General features: G+C 36.2%; 23 protein-coding genes, 1 pseudogene and 1 other annotated feature. Of the genes and pseudogenes, 23 read left to right on the top strand and 1 reads right to left on the bottom strand.

Features of this window, described 5'->3' with window-relative positions:
* Positions 1 to 224 precede the first annotated feature (224 nt).
* From JT739_RS11465 to JT739_RS11390, 17 genes and pseudogenes are all read left to right on the top strand, one after another.
* Entirely contained in the window at positions 225 to 554 is a 330-nt protein-coding gene (locus tag JT739_RS11465; protein WP_237661262.1) for a cupin domain-containing protein, read from the top strand.
* Between the two features lie 6 nt (positions 555 to 560).
* The gene (locus JT739_RS11460; protein ID WP_237661261.1) at positions 561 to 1,043 is read left to right on the top strand and encodes a permease; all 483 of its coding nucleotides are present in this window, start codon (positions 561 to 563) and stop codon (positions 1,041 to 1,043) included.
* Positions 1,040 to 1,585 (top strand): annotated as a pseudogene (locus tag JT739_RS11455) (permease); the annotation flags it as partial. The gene JT739_RS11460 and the pseudogene JT739_RS11455, both read left to right, overlap by 4 nt.
* Before the next feature lie 362 nt (positions 1,586 to 1,947).
* The gene (locus JT739_RS11450) at positions 1,948 to 2,358 is read left to right on the top strand and encodes a helix-turn-helix transcriptional regulator (RefSeq protein WP_237661259.1); all 411 of its coding nucleotides are present in this window, start codon (positions 1,948 to 1,950) and stop codon (positions 2,356 to 2,358) included.
* A gap of 188 nt (positions 2,359 to 2,546) precedes the next feature.
* On the top strand, positions 2,547 to 3,623 hold the full coding sequence (gene arsB, locus JT739_RS11445) for an ACR3 family arsenite efflux transporter (RefSeq protein ID WP_237661258.1): 1,077 nt from the start codon (positions 2,547 to 2,549) through the stop codon (positions 3,621 to 3,623).
* A gap of 5 nt (positions 3,624 to 3,628) precedes the next feature.
* Positions 3,629 to 4,030 (top strand): arsenate reductase ArsC, encoded by a 402-nt coding sequence (locus tag JT739_RS11440; protein ID WP_237661257.1) that lies wholly within the window; start codon positions 3,629 to 3,631, stop codon positions 4,028 to 4,030.
* A 225-nt stretch (positions 4,031 to 4,255) separates the two neighbouring features.
* Entirely contained in the window at positions 4,256 to 4,597 is a 342-nt protein-coding gene (locus tag JT739_RS11435; protein WP_237661256.1) for a helix-turn-helix transcriptional regulator, read from the top strand.
* A 15-nt stretch (positions 4,598 to 4,612) separates the two neighbouring features.
* Positions 4,613 to 5,629: a permease gene (locus JT739_RS11430; protein WP_237661255.1), complete on the top strand. Its 1,017-nt coding sequence runs from the start codon at positions 4,613 to 4,615 to the stop codon at positions 5,627 to 5,629.
* Between the two features lie 14 nt (positions 5,630 to 5,643).
* Positions 5,644 to 5,769 carry a 4Fe-4S binding protein gene (locus JT739_RS11425; protein ID WP_237661254.1) on the top strand — a complete coding sequence of 42 codons (126 nt, stop codon included), beginning with the start codon at positions 5,644 to 5,646 and terminating at the stop codon, positions 5,767 to 5,769.
* A gap of 7 nt (positions 5,770 to 5,776) precedes the next feature.
* Positions 5,777 to 5,962, top strand: a complete 186-nt coding sequence (locus JT739_RS11420) for a hypothetical protein (RefSeq protein ID WP_237661253.1) — start codon at positions 5,777 to 5,779, stop codon at positions 5,960 to 5,962.
* Complete coding sequence (locus tag JT739_RS12980) at positions 5,887 to 6,105, top strand: 4Fe-4S binding protein (RefSeq protein ID WP_370642666.1); 219 nt, start codon at positions 5,887 to 5,889, stop codon at positions 6,103 to 6,105. The genes JT739_RS11420 and JT739_RS12980 overlap by 76 nt, the downstream gene beginning before the upstream one ends.
* Positions 6,106 to 6,136: 31 nt before the next feature.
* Positions 6,137 to 6,364 carry a thioredoxin family protein gene (locus tag JT739_RS11415; protein WP_237661252.1) on the top strand — a complete coding sequence of 76 codons (228 nt, stop codon included), beginning with the start codon at positions 6,137 to 6,139 and terminating at the stop codon, positions 6,362 to 6,364.
* Between the two features lie 113 nt (positions 6,365 to 6,477).
* Complete coding sequence (locus tag JT739_RS11410; protein WP_237661251.1) at positions 6,478 to 7,041, top strand: DUF2703 domain-containing protein; 564 nt, start codon at positions 6,478 to 6,480, stop codon at positions 7,039 to 7,041.
* Between the two features lie 241 nt (positions 7,042 to 7,282).
* On the top strand, positions 7,283 to 8,014 hold the full coding sequence (locus tag JT739_RS11405) for a M48 family metallopeptidase (protein ID WP_237661250.1): 732 nt from the start codon (positions 7,283 to 7,285) through the stop codon (positions 8,012 to 8,014).
* Between the two features lie 91 nt (positions 8,015 to 8,105).
* Positions 8,106 to 8,468: an SHOCT domain-containing protein gene (locus JT739_RS11400; RefSeq protein ID WP_237661249.1), complete on the top strand. Its 363-nt coding sequence runs from the start codon at positions 8,106 to 8,108 to the stop codon at positions 8,466 to 8,468.
* Positions 8,469 to 8,492: 24 nt separating this feature from the next.
* Positions 8,493 to 9,014: a YcxB family protein gene (locus tag JT739_RS12975; RefSeq protein ID WP_237661248.1), complete on the top strand. Its 522-nt coding sequence runs from the start codon at positions 8,493 to 8,495 to the stop codon at positions 9,012 to 9,014.
* A 122-nt stretch (positions 9,015 to 9,136) separates the two neighbouring features.
* Positions 9,137 to 9,433 carry a sodium ion-translocating decarboxylase subunit beta gene (locus JT739_RS11390; RefSeq protein WP_237661247.1) on the top strand — a complete coding sequence of 99 codons (297 nt, stop codon included), beginning with the start codon at positions 9,137 to 9,139 and terminating at the stop codon, positions 9,431 to 9,433.
* Positions 9,434 to 9,646: 213 nt separating this feature from the next.
* Here the strand turns inward: JT739_RS11390 and JT739_RS11385 are convergent, their stop codons facing one another.
* Positions 9,647 to 10,957 (bottom strand): dicarboxylate/amino acid:cation symporter, encoded by a 1,311-nt coding sequence (locus tag JT739_RS11385; protein WP_370642663.1) that lies wholly within the window; start codon positions 10,955 to 10,957, stop codon positions 9,647 to 9,649.
* A gap of 93 nt (positions 10,958 to 11,050) precedes the next feature.
* Positions 11,051 to 11,313: a binding site (T-box leader), on the bottom strand.
* 194 nt (positions 11,314 to 11,507) lie between these two features.
* On the opposite strand from JT739_RS11385, the gene JT739_RS11380 reads away from it, so the two are divergent.
* The 6 genes from JT739_RS11380 (at position 11,508) to JT739_RS11355 (ending at position 15,099) form a co-directional block, all read left to right on the top strand.
* Entirely contained in the window at positions 11,508 to 11,732 is a 225-nt protein-coding gene (locus JT739_RS11380) for a hypothetical protein (RefSeq protein ID WP_237661245.1), read from the top strand.
* Positions 11,696 to 11,836: an LDCC motif putative metal-binding protein gene (locus JT739_RS11375; RefSeq protein WP_237661244.1), complete on the top strand. Its 141-nt coding sequence runs from the start codon at positions 11,696 to 11,698 to the stop codon at positions 11,834 to 11,836. The genes JT739_RS11380 and JT739_RS11375 overlap by 37 nt, the downstream gene beginning before the upstream one ends.
* 285 nt (positions 11,837 to 12,121) lie before the next feature.
* On the top strand, positions 12,122 to 12,541 hold the full coding sequence (locus tag JT739_RS11370) for an EamA family transporter (RefSeq protein ID WP_237661243.1): 420 nt from the start codon (positions 12,122 to 12,124) through the stop codon (positions 12,539 to 12,541).
* A 49-nt stretch (positions 12,542 to 12,590) separates the two neighbouring features.
* The gene (locus JT739_RS11365; RefSeq protein WP_370642667.1) at positions 12,591 to 12,941 is read left to right on the top strand and encodes a DsrE family protein; all 351 of its coding nucleotides are present in this window, start codon (positions 12,591 to 12,593) and stop codon (positions 12,939 to 12,941) included.
* A gap of 274 nt (positions 12,942 to 13,215) precedes the next feature.
* Positions 13,216 to 13,902 (top strand): GntR family transcriptional regulator, encoded by a 687-nt coding sequence (locus JT739_RS11360; RefSeq protein ID WP_237661241.1) that lies wholly within the window; start codon positions 13,216 to 13,218, stop codon positions 13,900 to 13,902.
* A 243-nt stretch (positions 13,903 to 14,145) separates the two neighbouring features.
* Positions 14,146 to 15,099, top strand: a complete 954-nt coding sequence (locus tag JT739_RS11355) for a phosphoglycerate dehydrogenase (RefSeq protein WP_237661240.1) — start codon at positions 14,146 to 14,148, stop codon at positions 15,097 to 15,099.
* Positions 15,100 to 15,131 lie beyond the last annotated feature (32 nt).

The raw sequence follows: 15,131 nt of genomic DNA, 5'->3' as shown, positions 1-15,131 counted from the left end.
AATGCTGCCTTTATTGTATTTTGTGATAATGTAATTTTGCGCTTTGAATAGATTAAGCAGTTCTTCGGTAGAAAATCCACTAAATAACTCTGTCAGTCTTAAAATACTTAGATGTTTTTTTATACTCATAAATAACACCTTTCTCAAAATTGGTTACCTTGGTAACTGTATGTCACTGTAATTTATTATAATATGGAGTTAAACATTGTGAAAGGAGAGTTTTTATGTTGGAGAAAAAATATGTATACAGTATTACTGATGACAAAATAATCGAAAAGATTGTGGATGATGAGAATATTAACCTAAACCACATGGTTCTTGTAAAAGGAACAGGTCTTCCTGAGCACTATTCCAATTCCAATGTCTATATGATAATTGTACGTGGAAAAATGACTTTGCAGTTAAATGAACAGGAACCACATCTTTATACTAAGGGAGATATTATAAATATCCCATATAAAACAAAAATGAATGTCAAAAATCAAGACGAAGAAATATTGGAATTCTTTGTAGTAAAGTCACCCAATCCCAAAAACTACAAAGAGAAGGAGTGATGAGGGGTGGATATTTTTACAGTATCGTTATGGGGAATAACAGGGGCTGCGTTTATCGCATCCATTGTTAAAGATAAGCAGAAGACATTCAATTCAATGAAAATGGCAAAAGGCATGATGAAAAATATGGTCGGACAGATAATAGGCATTTTACTGCTTATAGGATTGATTTTGACCTTCATACCGCCTGAAGTTATAAAGAGTACTCTAGGAGAATCTAATACATTTATTTCAACCATTGTTTCTGCTTTGGCCGGCAGCATTACATTAATTCCGGCCTTTGTAGCGTTTCCTCTGGTAGGCTCTCTTGTAGATGCAGGTGCGAGTATTATTCCGGCAGTTGCTTTCCTAACTACTCTTACAATGGTTGGACTGGTGACATTTCCATTGGAAAAAAGAGAATTTGGTTTGAAATTTGCGACTATACGCAATATTTTTAGTTTTGTATTTGCGGTTATCATAGCATTGGTCATGGGAGTGATTATGTGAAGATAATTGGAATAATTAAAAAGAACAAACTGCTGACAGCAGTATCTCTGGCGTATGTTATTCTATTTATCGCAATGCCCGATAAGGCTTATTTATCTGTTAAAAACAGTATGCATTATATTATAGAGATGCTGCAAATTATGCCTGTGATATTTATAATTACATCAATTATAGAAGCATGGGTTCCTAAAGAAGTAATTATGAAAGGTTTTGGAGAGAAAGCAGGAATAAAGGGGATCGTATTCTCATTCTTATTGGGCAGTTTTTCAGCAGGACCTATTTATGCAGCATTCCCAATCTGCAAAATGCTTTTAAAGAAAGGTGCCAGTATCGCAAATGTAGTCATTATATTAAGTGCATGGGCGGTTATAAAAGTTCCTATGCTTGCAAATGAAGCAAAGTTTTTAGGGGTACAGTTCATGGGAATAAGGTGGATACTGACAGTTATAGCCATAATTATAACAGCATATCTGATGACTATATTTGTAAAAAAGAAAGATATTCCTGTTCAGGATGAACGGGACCTTGATAAAATAATAGGTTTTAAATAATATTCCGGGTGTTTAATTTAATAAAGTTCGCTCTATAAAAATAAAGTTCGTTCCAAAATCCCGTAGCAGATAGGAGAAATCTTTATTCGCTGCGGGATTTACGTTTTGAACTCTTATGCCTTAATCCTTGAAACTTTGCCCTACGCTTCTTGCGCCTTATACTATTCGGAACCGACTTTATTTTAAAAATTACTACATGTTATTAAATGGAAGGGAAATATGGAATTTTAGAACTGACTTTATTAATCTGGAAGATATTAGGATAATGGCTGATGATAGATATTTATTGACTAAAGCAAAAATTAGCATTATTATATGAGTATAAATGAATATAATCATATGGTGGTGATAAATTGGATTTAATAGAAATCTTTAAAGCGTTGGGAGATGAAAACAGAATTAGAATACTCAATTTGCTAATAAGACAGGAACTCTGTGTGTGCGAGATAGAAACAGTGCTGGATATGACGCAGTCTAATGCTTCAAGGCATCTAAATAAATTGAAAACTGCAGGTGTTATAGCTAGTGAAAAGAAATCGCAATGGGTCTATTACAGAGTAGATAACAAGTTTATTGAAGAAAATAACCTACTGTATGAATTTATTAAAAACAAGTTAGTAGAAAATACACAATTGCTAAGAGATGTAGAAAGACTTAAAAAATATAAAAATAGTTACTATACATGTGAGCAACTGCGGGAAGACAAAAGTCAGGTTCTAAAGTATCTTCAAGGGCAGTGTGAGAAGACGGAAAATGAAAATTAAAGCGGCTTCTGTAGATATTTGTTTCAACGCATTTTAGGATATTTTTTAGAGAATATAAAATATTATCTTGCTTAATGTTGCTCTCAAAATATTGACAGAATGTTGTTGTTAGCATATTATATGAATATAATTGAATATAATCATATAACTAAAACAAATTAATATTAAATGAATTAGAGGAGTATAAATTGAGTAGTAAAAAACCAATACAAGAAAAAAAGGGATTGGGGTTTTTTGAAAAATACCTTACACTGTGGGTAGCAGCATGTATTATAGTGGGGGTTGCCATAGGGCAATTGATTCCTGCAATCCCTGAAACTTTGAGCAAATTTGAATATGCTAATGTATCTATTCCCGTTGCTATTCTGATATGGCTCATGATATACCCCATGATGCTGAAAATTGATTTCTCAAGCATTGTCAGAGCAACAAAGAAACCGAAGGGACTCATAGTAACCTGCGTGACAAACTGGCTTATCAAACCTTTTACAATGTATCTTATAGCAGCATTTTTCTTAAAAGTAGTATTCAGCAGGTGGATTGGTTCAGAATTGGCGACAGACTATCTTGCAGGCGCAGTATTGTTAGGAGCCGCACCATGCACCGCTATGGTGTTCGTATGGAGTTATCTGACAAAAGGCGACCCTGCTTATACATTAGTGCAGGTAGCAGTAAATGACCTGATTATATTGTTTGCATTTACACCAATTGTCGCATTCCTGTTAGGTGTAAGTAATGTAAGTGTTCCTTACGACACACTGTTGTTATCAACAATTCTGTTCGTTGTTATTCCATTGGCAGGAGGATACCTTACTAGAAAGAACATTATCAAACATAAGGGGATAGAGTATTTCGAGAATATTTTTCTCAAGAAATTTGATAATGTAACGATTGTAGGTCTGCTACTTACTTTAGTAATTATTTTCTCTTTCCAGGGTGAAATAATTTTAAGCAATCCTCTGCATATTATATTAATTGCGGTACCATTAATTATTCAGACGTTCTTTATATTCTTCATCGCATATGGATGGGCAAAGATATGGAAACTTCCCCATGATATAGCAGCCCCTGCAGGAATGATTGGAGCAAGCAACTTCTTTGAACTTGCTGTTGCAGTGGCTATTTCACTCTTTGGTCTGGACTCTGGGGCCGCCCTTGCAACAGTTGTGGGAGTACTGGTTGAAGTTCCAGTAATGCTTACACTTGTAAGGATTGCCAACAACACAAGGCACTGGTTTAAACAAACTGATGAAAGGGGAATATAAAACATATGAAAAAGAAAGTTGCATTTGTATGTGTCCACAACTCCTGCCGTTCTCAAATGGCAGAAGGCTGGGCAAAGAAATTGGGAACTGATGTATTGGAAGCATATTCTGCAGGAACAGAAAGTTACCCTGAAGTAAAACCATTGGCAGTGCAGGTAATGGAAGAAGCAGGAGTGGATATGAGTGGCCATCATCCCAAGTTGTTAAGTGATATACCAGCAGAAGTAGATATCTTAATAACGATGGGTTGTAATGTAGAATGCCCTTATGTACCATGCAAGCATAGAGAAGATTGGGGGCTTGCTGACCCGTCAGGCGGACCAATAGAGGATTACAGAAAAACAAGAGATATAATTAAGGAAAAAGTGGAGGATTTGATACAGAGGGTAAAAAATAACCAGATTTGATAAGCAGAATGTAATTAATCTAAATAAAAAGAGTGCAGTGAAGAGAAAACTTCATGCATTTTTTTATTTTTTTAAATATTGAAGTGACTATTGACAGATATAAAAAACAGGAGTATTATACGTATATACTTATATGAGTATATAAGTATAGATTTAAAATTGCAGTTGCTTAGAGTATAAAGTATGTCTGATACAAAGCCAAAATTTTAACGAAAGGAAGATTTTATGGATAAATTAACTGATTTTTTCAAGGTATTGTCTGATGAAACACGTTTAAGGATACTTATTCTGCTGTATCATAAAAAACTTTGCGTATGTGAGATGTGTGGAATAACAGGAGAGTCACAGCCCAAAATATCAAAACATCTTGCTAAACTTAGGGATATGGGCTTTGTAAAAGATGAAAGGCAGGAACAGTTCATATTTTATGATTTAAATCTTAAAGAGGAAGTGTACAAAGCCATACTGGAGAAAATAGTGGATAATATCAACGATTATCCAGAACTAAAAAGTGATATAGAAAAGTGTAAACATGCTGAAAAATATCTTGAAGCGTGCAGAAGGTAAGGAGGATGTTTTCATATGAATATATTGTCCCTAATATTTGGCTGGCTAAATGACCAACTATTGAAAATGACGTGGCTGTCAGAACTTGTAAGGCTTCTTGTAGAAAAGGTATTCCGCTTGTCCGTTAATGGCAGGCTGGGTGGAAGCATCCACTTCTTTATCTATGATACTATAAAGATTTTTATACTATTATCCCTGCTAATATTTGTTATATCCTATATCCAGAGTTATTTTCCGCCAGAGAGAACAAAGAAGATTCTCGGAAAGATAAAAGGCATTAAAGGGAATATACTCGGGGCACTGCTTGGTACCATAACTCCCTTTTGCAGTTGCTCCAGCATACCGATTTTTATAGGCTTTACATCGGCCGGTTTGCCTTTGGGTGTAACCTTCTCTTTCTTAATATCTTCACCAATGGTAGATTTGGCATCATTGATGTTGTTAATGTCATTTTTTGGTGCTAAAATTGCCATAGCCTATGTTGTTGTAGGCTTGATTTTAGCGGTTATTGGAGGAACTTTAATAGAAAAGTTTAGACTTGAAAAATATGTAGAAGGATATGTAAGGGAAATCGAAAATGTTGATGCAGAAGTGCCTGAAATGACCCGCAAGGAAAGAATATCATATTCAAAGGAACAGGTCAGAGATATTATCGAAAGGGTTTGGCTATATGTATTAATCGGCGTAGGCATAGGGGCGGCTATTCATAACTGGATTCCCCAGTCATTCATAGAAAATGTGGTTGGAGGTAATAATCCATTTGCAGTGTTACTTGCTACTGTAGTGGGCATTCCAATGTATGCTGATATATTCGGTACTCTGCCAATAGCCGAAGCGTTATTTGCAAAAGGAGTGAACGTAGGGACTATAGTGTCATTTATGATGGCAGTAACAGCCCTGTCGCTGCCTTCCATGATTATGCTGAGCAAGGTAGTAAAGCCTAAACTTTTAGCAATCTTTGTATCCATTGTATCAGCAGGGATTATATTAATTGGATATATATTTAATGCTTTTTCATATATTTTTGTATAAAGGAGAGGGTTTAAATGTCAAAGAACTGGTATCCAGTAATTAACTATGAAAATTGTATTGAGTGCGGGGCATGTTTTAACAAGTGCTCACACGGGGTTTACAAGAAAGAAGTTGACAGGCCTGTGGTAGTATATCCCTAAGGTTGTGTTGAAGGATGCAGAGGATGTCAAAACCTATGCCCTTCAGATGCAATTGAGTATGTTGGCGACACTGGTGGAAAGGATAATTGCAGTTGCGGATGCTGCAGTTGCTAAACGTTGGGAGGCGGAAGGTGTGAGACCAGTTATTTTAAAGGAGAAATATCCTGCACAGGCAATATCTGCAAAGCGATAATTGCATGTCTTAATCATGCAATAAGTTATGTCGAGGATGATGATGAGCCTTTAGGTGGCAGAATAGAAATTGATTATGCAAAATGTACAGGGTGTGGAACCTGTGCAAAGGAATGCTGTGGAATGGCAATAATAATGGAATAATTAGTATAAATTGATGAAGGAGGATTTTATTATGGTAATTAAAGTTTTAGGTCCAGGATGTGCCAATTGCAAGAAATTAGAGGCTAATGTCAGGGAGGCTGTAAAGGAACTGGGAATTGAAGCCACTATTGAAAAAGTAGAGGATTTTAAGGACATTATGGCATATGGTGTAATGAGAACACCTGCACTTGTAGTAGATGAACAGGTAAAGGTTATGGGAAGAGTTCCGTCGGTAGAGGATATTAAAAGATATTTATAACGAGGCGGGAGCATATTTCCGCCTCATTGAAACGCCGCTAATGTAAGAAAATTTTACTACAACCGAAAAATTTTCTTATGAATCTAGGCGTTATAAAGAAGGAGGCTTTTATTATGGGATGTTGCGAAACTCAAAGAAACAATACCTGCTGCAGTACGAATTGTGGGTGTGAAGAGCCAAATTATGAAGCAGAAAAGAGAAAAATAATAATCGATTTTATGTATTTGGATTTAAGTATATGTACGAGATGCCAGGGTACGGAGGACAGCCTTGAAGAAGCAATTGAAGATGTGGCCAAAGTGCTTGAATTAGCAGGCGCAGAAGTTATTGTAAATAAAGTTCATATTGATAGTAAAGAAAAGGCCATACAGTATAGATTTGAGAGCTCACCTACTATCCGTATTAATGGGAAGGATATACAACTGGAAACGAGAGAGTCACTTTGTGAATCGTGTGGCGATTTGTGCGGGGATGAAGTGGACTGTCGTGTATGGGTGTATAAAGGTAAAGAATTCAATGTTCCTCCAAAAGCAATGATAGTTGATGCTATACTTCGTGAATTATATAGCGATAAACAAGGACAGTTGAATGATAGAGCTGATAGTAAAGCATATCAATTACCGGACAATTTGCGGCGTTTTTTTGAGTCGGTTGAGAAAAATAAACAATGTGATTAATACTTAGATAAATAAACTCCTATTTTTCCAGATGTGTGAAAATGGGGTAAATAAAGTTCTTTTAGGAAACATGGTTTATAAGGGCAAAGGAAGCCTGTAGCCATGTTTTTTTATTGAGTTTTTAGAGTTAAAAGAGGTTTATTACAAGCCCATGAAGAAATCATTAATAATATCTAAGATACTGTCGATATAGTGGATATTATAAAGCACGTCTACAATTTTATTGCAAGTGAGTGAGGATATGGATAAAAAATATTTTGTAGAGATTGAAGGTAATAAGGTTGCCTATACTGTAGTTAAAACCAGGCGAAAAACAATAGGGATCACGATTGATAGTAATGGTGAGGTAAAGGTATCCGTTCCCTTACATATCAGTGAAAAACAGATTCGGGAAACAGTCCAGAAAAAAGCAGACTGGATCATTAAGAAAGTAAATGAAGTTATAGAGAGAAATTCAAATTTGATACGCAGGCAGTTTATCGGTGGGGAAATATTCTTGTATCTTGGCAATGAATATATCCTTGAAATACTGGAAAAAGATTTATGCGAGGTTGAAGTGTTCATACAAGAGGATACTGTTACGGTGTACATATCTAAGGGATTATCTGAGGAAAGCAGGCATCAGGTAATAAAAGAAGCATTGATAAAATGGTACAGGCAGCGTTTTGCTGAAATTGTTAAAGAAAGAATTGAAAAGTATTCTTATCAACTCAAAGTGACTCCCTGCAAAGTGGTGATCAAAGACCAGAAAACCAGGTGGGGGAGTTGCAGTATAAAGGGAAATATTAATTTAAACTGGAGATTGATTATGGCACCTCTTCATGTAATTGATTATGTAATTGTGCACGAACTGTGCCACTTGAAAATTATGAATCACTCAAAAGACTTTTGGAACCTTGTAGAGTCTATTCTGCCAAACTATGCTGAAAGTAGAAAGTGGCTGAAAGTGAACGGAAATATATTGGTAATATAGATTAATCGGTGTAAAATGTATTGTAGATGATAGGTTCGAAAGGCTAAAAATAAAAGACCAATATCACCTGTATAATAAAGGAGATGGTTTTATGGCAAAGAGAATAAAAGTTAAACCAAGTAAGCCAGCATTGCTGTTTGGTATGGTGTTAGGTATTATTTTTGTATTTATAGGATTATTCATAGCAATTCCTGCTGCAGGTATTTTTGGTGTATTCTGGACAATGGTTGCAGTTTGTATAACAGGGCTTCAAGCATATAACTTTTTTAGCGGTAAAGGTGTTGCGTCATGGGAGATAGAAACAGACGATGAAGAGAAAGATAATCAGTCAACATCTTTAAGTGGTGATTTTGAAATAAAGCTTAGAAAACTAAATAGGCTAAAAGAAGATGGCCTCATTACTGAAGAGGAATTCCAAAAGAAGCGCGAAGAAATTTTGCGGGAAAAGTGGTAGTATAATTAATCTGGAGGTGATAATGTGGAGCAACCCAAAATCATAATAAATACAACTCTGTCCAAAGAAGACTATAGGAGATTTTTATATATTGCCACATTTAGAAGAAATAAAGTTATAATCCCCTTAATTGGATTAATCGCTTTGATTGGAAGCTTTGTTGTCAATTTCGACGGTGGCAGCTTTAATCTTATTAAATTTATCATATCTTGGGTATTTTTGTTTGCATTGGCAATTGGCGCGGTATTATTTAAAGTTGAAAAGAAAAATGCTCAGCGGGTAAAAACAGATAAGACAGGTGCATTTGACAGCATCAATACTTTAAAATTTTATGAGGATCGAATTGTTATGGAAAATGAGACCCTTAAGTCAAAGGGGGAACTAAAATACGAACAATTTTATGCCCTAATGGAAAGCAGAGATTACTTTATTTTTTATTTGACTGCAAACCAAGCTTCATTGATAAGGAAAAAAGATGTAGATGATCTTGATGCTTTTAGGGAATTTATTGTTCAGAAATTTAAAGGCAGGTATAAAAAAATATAGCCGTAAAAGGTAGAAGCACTAAAGGCCACTCTGTCTAATGTTAGGCTCATAGTCTGCGAAAGGCCTTGGCTTATATTGGAGAAAGTAAGTGCCTCAAACAATATGGGGGAGTTAAATAAAGTATGGTAAAACACGAATCAATAAAAATCAAGGTTGCTACTATATTTACCGTTCTATGTGCTTTGATGGCCTTCGTCAGCGTTTTTCCTCAAATCATATTTTCACTATACTTGTCCAATAAATATAATGTAGATACAGCCAATGCAAGTACAGTAGGAATCATAGGCGGTGCTGATGGGCCAACAGCAATTTTTTTGTCAGGTCAAATTTCTCACTCGTTTACCGCCATCTTTGTATTACTAACTATATTAGGAAGCCTATATCTGGTTATTAACAAATACAAGGAAAAACATAATTGATATAGAACTGCATTTATTATCTGCGATAAGAAAGGTTTTGGAGACCATAGGGAAAAGGTATAGGGTTTACATTGGAATTTGTTTGAAACCAAGTTTGTGTATTAGAAAGGCGGATAGCTATTTAAACATTGTCTATCCGCCGATTTTTAGTCCTAACCAATCAAGGCTAGCACTGGCGATAGCCTCAAACCGAAATGGCGCTTGTCGTTTCAGTTAAGTCTCTACGAGTTCGCTTTGGTTGAATGCTACTCGATCGAACTCTTCTTCTGAACTTGCTACCATGAGTGACGATACAGAAGCTCCGGCCACATTGGTCAGGGTTCTCATCATGTCGACGACTACATCTACTCCCATCACTATGGCAAGACCCTCAATAGGAAGTTTAAGGCTTGTGAGCACAACAGTAGTAACAATGGATGCTGTTCCAGGAACACCAGCAATTCCTATTGATGAAAAAGTCGTTACACCTATGAGAAGTAGGTAGTGACTCATGGTAAGCTCTACATCAAATATTCTTGCCACAAACACGGCAACTATAGCCGGGTAAAGGCCGCCGCAAGCATTCATACCCACTGTAGCGCCCAGAGGGGCTGTAAAACTGGCGATCTTCTCAGAGACCTTTACTCGTTCCACCAGTGAGCGTATAGTTACGGGTAAGGTGCCATAACTAGATTGGGTAGAGAATGCCACCATTAGTGCGGGGGACATTTTTTGGAAAAACTTTATGGGGTTAACCTTTGCTACAATGGCGACAAGGCTTGCGTGGACTAATACTAACTGTAAAATGCAGGCGATATAAACCGCAGCAATAAATTTAAGTAGGGGTAGAATTGTTTCTAAGCCGTATTTTGCGGCTATGGTCGTGATGAGACCATAAACACCATAAGGAGTCAAGGAAATAACCATTTTGGTGGATCGGAACATAATCCTTTGAAAAGACGCAATAAATTCTTTTACAGGCTTTATAGCTTCAGGATGCCTTTGGCTTTCAATTATGATAGCTGCGGCAATCCAAATGGAAAAGACTATAATTGGCAGGATTTTCGCTTCTGCCATTGCCTGTATGGGATTGGTCGGTAGCATGTCAAGAAATACCTGCGAAAAAGTGGGGATTTCCCGGGCTTTAAAAGACTCATCAGGTGTGAAAGATATACCTGCCCCAATGTTCATGGCTTGAGCCACTACAATACCGATAGCCGTAGCTACAGCGGTGGTGGAAAGAAGCCATGCAAAAGATTTAACCCCGATACGCTTTAATTGATCAGGATTCTTCAATGTAGTTATGCTTGAAATAATCGATGTCATTACTAGTGGAATTACAAGCATTTTGATTAGGCTTACATAAGCTTTGCCAACTAAGTCTAAAATCAGGGAACTTTCTTTAAAGAAAGTTCCCATGGCTATACCAAAAAACATACCGGTAAGAACAGTGATACCAAAGTTAATGTGGTTTTTGCGCATTTTGTAAAGAACTAGCGCACCTGCAATGCTGAGTAAGAATGATATAAAACTCACTAGATCCATCTCCTTTAGCTAGAATTAAGCTTGAAAATAAAGAGGTAATAGCGCCGGCCGGCAAAAGCATATTACCTAATTAAAAAAGACTTTCGCCAAATATTCAGAGGCGAAAGTCTTCCGCGGTTCCACTCTGCTTAAACTGCAAACATAAGATTTTTATGTCTGCAGTTCAACTTTATCGGCATATTTTTATGCCGTACCCTATAACGGGGGCTTCCGTCTAAGCCTAACAAGTCATAGTTTGCTTCGGCATGCCACTCCCGGGTGCACTTCAACAATCATGCCATGAGAACCTTTCAGCCAAAGGGCTCTCTCTCTGTGATGGTCATTGAAAGTCTACTCTTCCCGTTCACAGCGTTTATTCGTATATACAATTAATCCTATCGGATTACTAGGAATTAATCAAAATTATAAATGCAGTTTTAAAAAAAAGCAATACCAAATTTTCAATGACAGACTTCATAAGTTCTTCACATTTTTTTGATAATCTTTATATACGATTGATATACATGGGACCACAGCTCATACAAAATACTTTGTCAAAGAGGTGTTGAAAATGGAATTTACGGCAGAGGCTTTGCTGAATTTACTTTTCATAGGTGGATTTTTCTACATAATTCTAAGAGGCGGAGGCTGTTGCGGAGGTCACAACCGTGTAGGCAATAACCGGACGGGAAGACAGCAATTAAGACTCAAATACAGTGTAGATGTTACCAAAACCAATATGATTTGGGAGGTGACAGCATGGCAGGTTGGTTCAGCAAATTCCTGGATAAGATAGCCAAAGCCAATGAAAAGGAATTCGCAGGTAAAAAGATGGATTGCTGTGAACTTCATCGTAACCAGGACAATGATAAAAAAGTAAAGAATCTAAAAGGCCGTTAATGTTGCGCAGGATATTTGCGATTGAAATGTTTAAATGCCATTGGACACCTTTTAGGGTTAAACTTTGTCAGTGGCATTTTCTTTTTACTAATATTACTGCCATGACTGGTAGTGTAAAAAAAATATAGGAAACAGGTTGCAAATGAGATTAAGAGGGTGTCATGAGAGACGGGTAAAAGGTAATAAAGTGCAAAAAGATAAATGCTTTTATGAGATGTATGGTGTAAAATAAAGGAGTAATACAGTGGCAGAATTATATAAAAGGATCAAAGGAGGATTTATATTATGTGGTTTATATTTGCATTCTTATCAGCTGTATTTGCTGCGCTTACATCTATACTTGCTAAGATAGGGATTGAGGGGATTAGTTCCAATTTAGCAACTGCAATACGCACAGTAGTTGTGTTGGTGATGGCATGGGGTATAGTTTTTATTACAGGAACCCAGAGCCAAATAACTGCTCTCAGTAAAAAAAGTTGGATATTTTTAATTCTATCAGGCATTGCCACAGGATTATCATGGCTTTGTTATTATAAGGCATTACAAATAGGGGAAGCTTCAAAGGTCGTTCCAGTAGATAAATTTAGTGTTGTTATTACAATGATACTTGCTTTTATAGTATTACATGAGGTGCCCACTACTAAAACAATTCTTGGCGGCATATTTATTACAATTGGCACATTTATAATGGTTTTGAAGGGGTAATGGTTTGTATAAAGTTATAAAGAAAGATTTTTATAAAGAAGGTGGTTTAATGGCAGAATATAAGGTAATATTTCACATTGATGAGAATGACAAATGGAATTTATTATTAAAAAATGTCAGCAATTTATTAAATGCTACAGATGGTGAAGAAGTTTATATTGAAGTTTTGGCTAATTCAGAAGCAGTAAAGTATTATGCTCCCAGCCAGAATTTTAACACCGATATTGAAACAATGAAAAATTTACATAAAAAAGGAGTAAAATTTGTTGCCTGCAATAATGCACTAGCAGCCCATGGTATACAAAAAGAAAACATAATTGAATTTGTAGATGTTGTTCCAGCTGGGGTTTTAGAACTTGTTAAAAAGCAAAATGAAGGATATGCCTATATAAAACCATAAGGCATTATTGAGGAGTCTTCTTTTGTTTTGCAAATGTTTAAGTTACGCAAATAAAGTTTTTACATGAAACATGGTTTATCATGGCAAAGAAAAGCCTTGTAAGCCATGTTTTTTTAAGTTCTATTTTAAATAAAAACCTCAAAATATTTTTTTACAAGGAAGGGAATTAATAAAAAATATGGAATATAAAATAATAGATTTTAAATCTTAGATTTATGACTAAATATTTTTAATATTACTTTTCTGGACTAATGCTTGTTAAGGGAAGGGTAAAATGAGTTCAAAATTCGAGTTTTTTCAATTTAATACTTTAGTGGATATGGCCTATGAAGAACTGAAAAAGGATATTACGTTGAATGTCCTAAAACCAGGTCAGAGAATAATAGTGAGGGACTTATGTAATAGGTATGGCATCAGTGAAACACCCATTAAGCAGGCATTAAACAGACTTCTAATGGAAGGGCTTATTGAAAGTGTTCCAAGAAGGAATATGACCGTAAAGCGGATCAGACTTAGAGAACTTGATGAACTGCTGGAAATTAGATATATGATAGAAATCTTCTATGTAGACAAGGTTCTGGAAACTTTAAAAAACAATCCTGTAGCTAAAGAAAAATTCATTGCAAACCTGACAGAACATGAAAAAGTAGCGGAAAACATCGAAAATATCAATGATTATTATAAACACTTTTCGTTGGACAGGCAGTTTCACCAACTCTACGTGGAGTGTTCCGGCAATGAAAAAGCACTGGATATATACAAAAAAATGGAAACCCATATTTACATGTACTACGTTTACGGGAAACAAACTACTACCAGGATTAAAGAGGCAGTTCAGGAGCATAAAGCCATATTTGATGCCCTCATGTTTTTTGACAAGAATCTGGTATTGGAAATGATAAAAAGGCATTTTAATTTTGCAAAACAGGACATACACGCTTTATGGGAAAAAACATCATAACAATATCTTTAACACCTAATATGAAAGGGGGGAGCATGTGCCGGCTTTCAGGGTTTATAAACCATAATTAAGTAAATAAGTTTTATGTACATAAAGGAGATGGAGACAAAAATGGAGATGTTCCATTTAACTGGCAAAAAGCTATAGTAACAGGTGCGGCTCAAGGTTTGCCGATTATATAAATGGAGCAATAATACCTGTAGATGGAGGATATTTAAGCAGATAAAAGGAAGGAAGATATCTATGAAAACTACCTATAAAATTCTTATAACACCGCGCTCTTTTGGAAAAAGCAGCAGTAAACCCTTGGATCTGTTAAAGGAAAAAGGTTATGAAGTTGTGCAAAATCCCTATGGGAGAATAATGACCCGACAAGAAATGATGAAACACATAGTCGATGTAGATGGGATAATAGTAGGTGTGGATCCCTTGGATAGAGAGGTCCTTGCCTGTGGAAAACGCCTGAAAGCAATTTCAAAATACGGTGTTGGAACAGACAATATAGATGTGGAATATGCCAAAGAAAAGAATATACCGGTGATGAGAACAGTTGGTGCAAACGCTGAAGCCGTGGCGGATTTTACTTTTGCGTTGATGTTGGCTGTAGCCAGGAGAATAGTGGAGATAGATGCCGGTTGCAGGAAATTAAACTGGAACAAAATCACTTCCATTGAAGTGCACGGCAAGACTTTGGGCTTAATAGGTTTGGGCGCCATAGGCAAAAAAGTGGCCAGACGGGCAGCTGGTTTTGATATGAAGGTGCTCGCTTTTGACACTTTTAAGGATGAGGTCTATGCTAAGGAAAACGGGATAACATACGTAACCTTAGAGGAGCTTCTAAAAGAATCCGATTTTATTAGCTTACACCTTCCCTTGACAGATGAAACCAGGAATTTAATAAGTTATGAACAGTTTAAGATGATGAAGCCTATGGCAGTTATAGTAAACACAGCTCGGGGAGGAATTATCGACGAAAACGCGCTACTTTGGGCATTGAAGGAAAAAAGAATATGGGGCGCGGGGATCGATGTGTTTGAAGAAGAACCCCCAAAAAACAGTGAACTGCTAAAGATGGATAATATTGTTATCGGTTCCCACTGTGCAGCGTCTACTTATGAAGCCATTGAGAAAATGGGAATGATGGCAGCGGAAAATTTAATCGAATGCTTGGAAAAACATGAAGCCTCAGCTAATTGAACTAAAATTAGCACGAATACTAAACAATATTA

Source organism: Tepidanaerobacter sp. GT38 (assembly GCF_021991635.1).
GTDB lineage: Bacteria > Bacillota > Thermosediminibacteria > Thermosediminibacterales > Tepidanaerobacteraceae > DTU063.
This window is presented reverse-complemented; position numbering and strand designations above follow the sequence as displayed.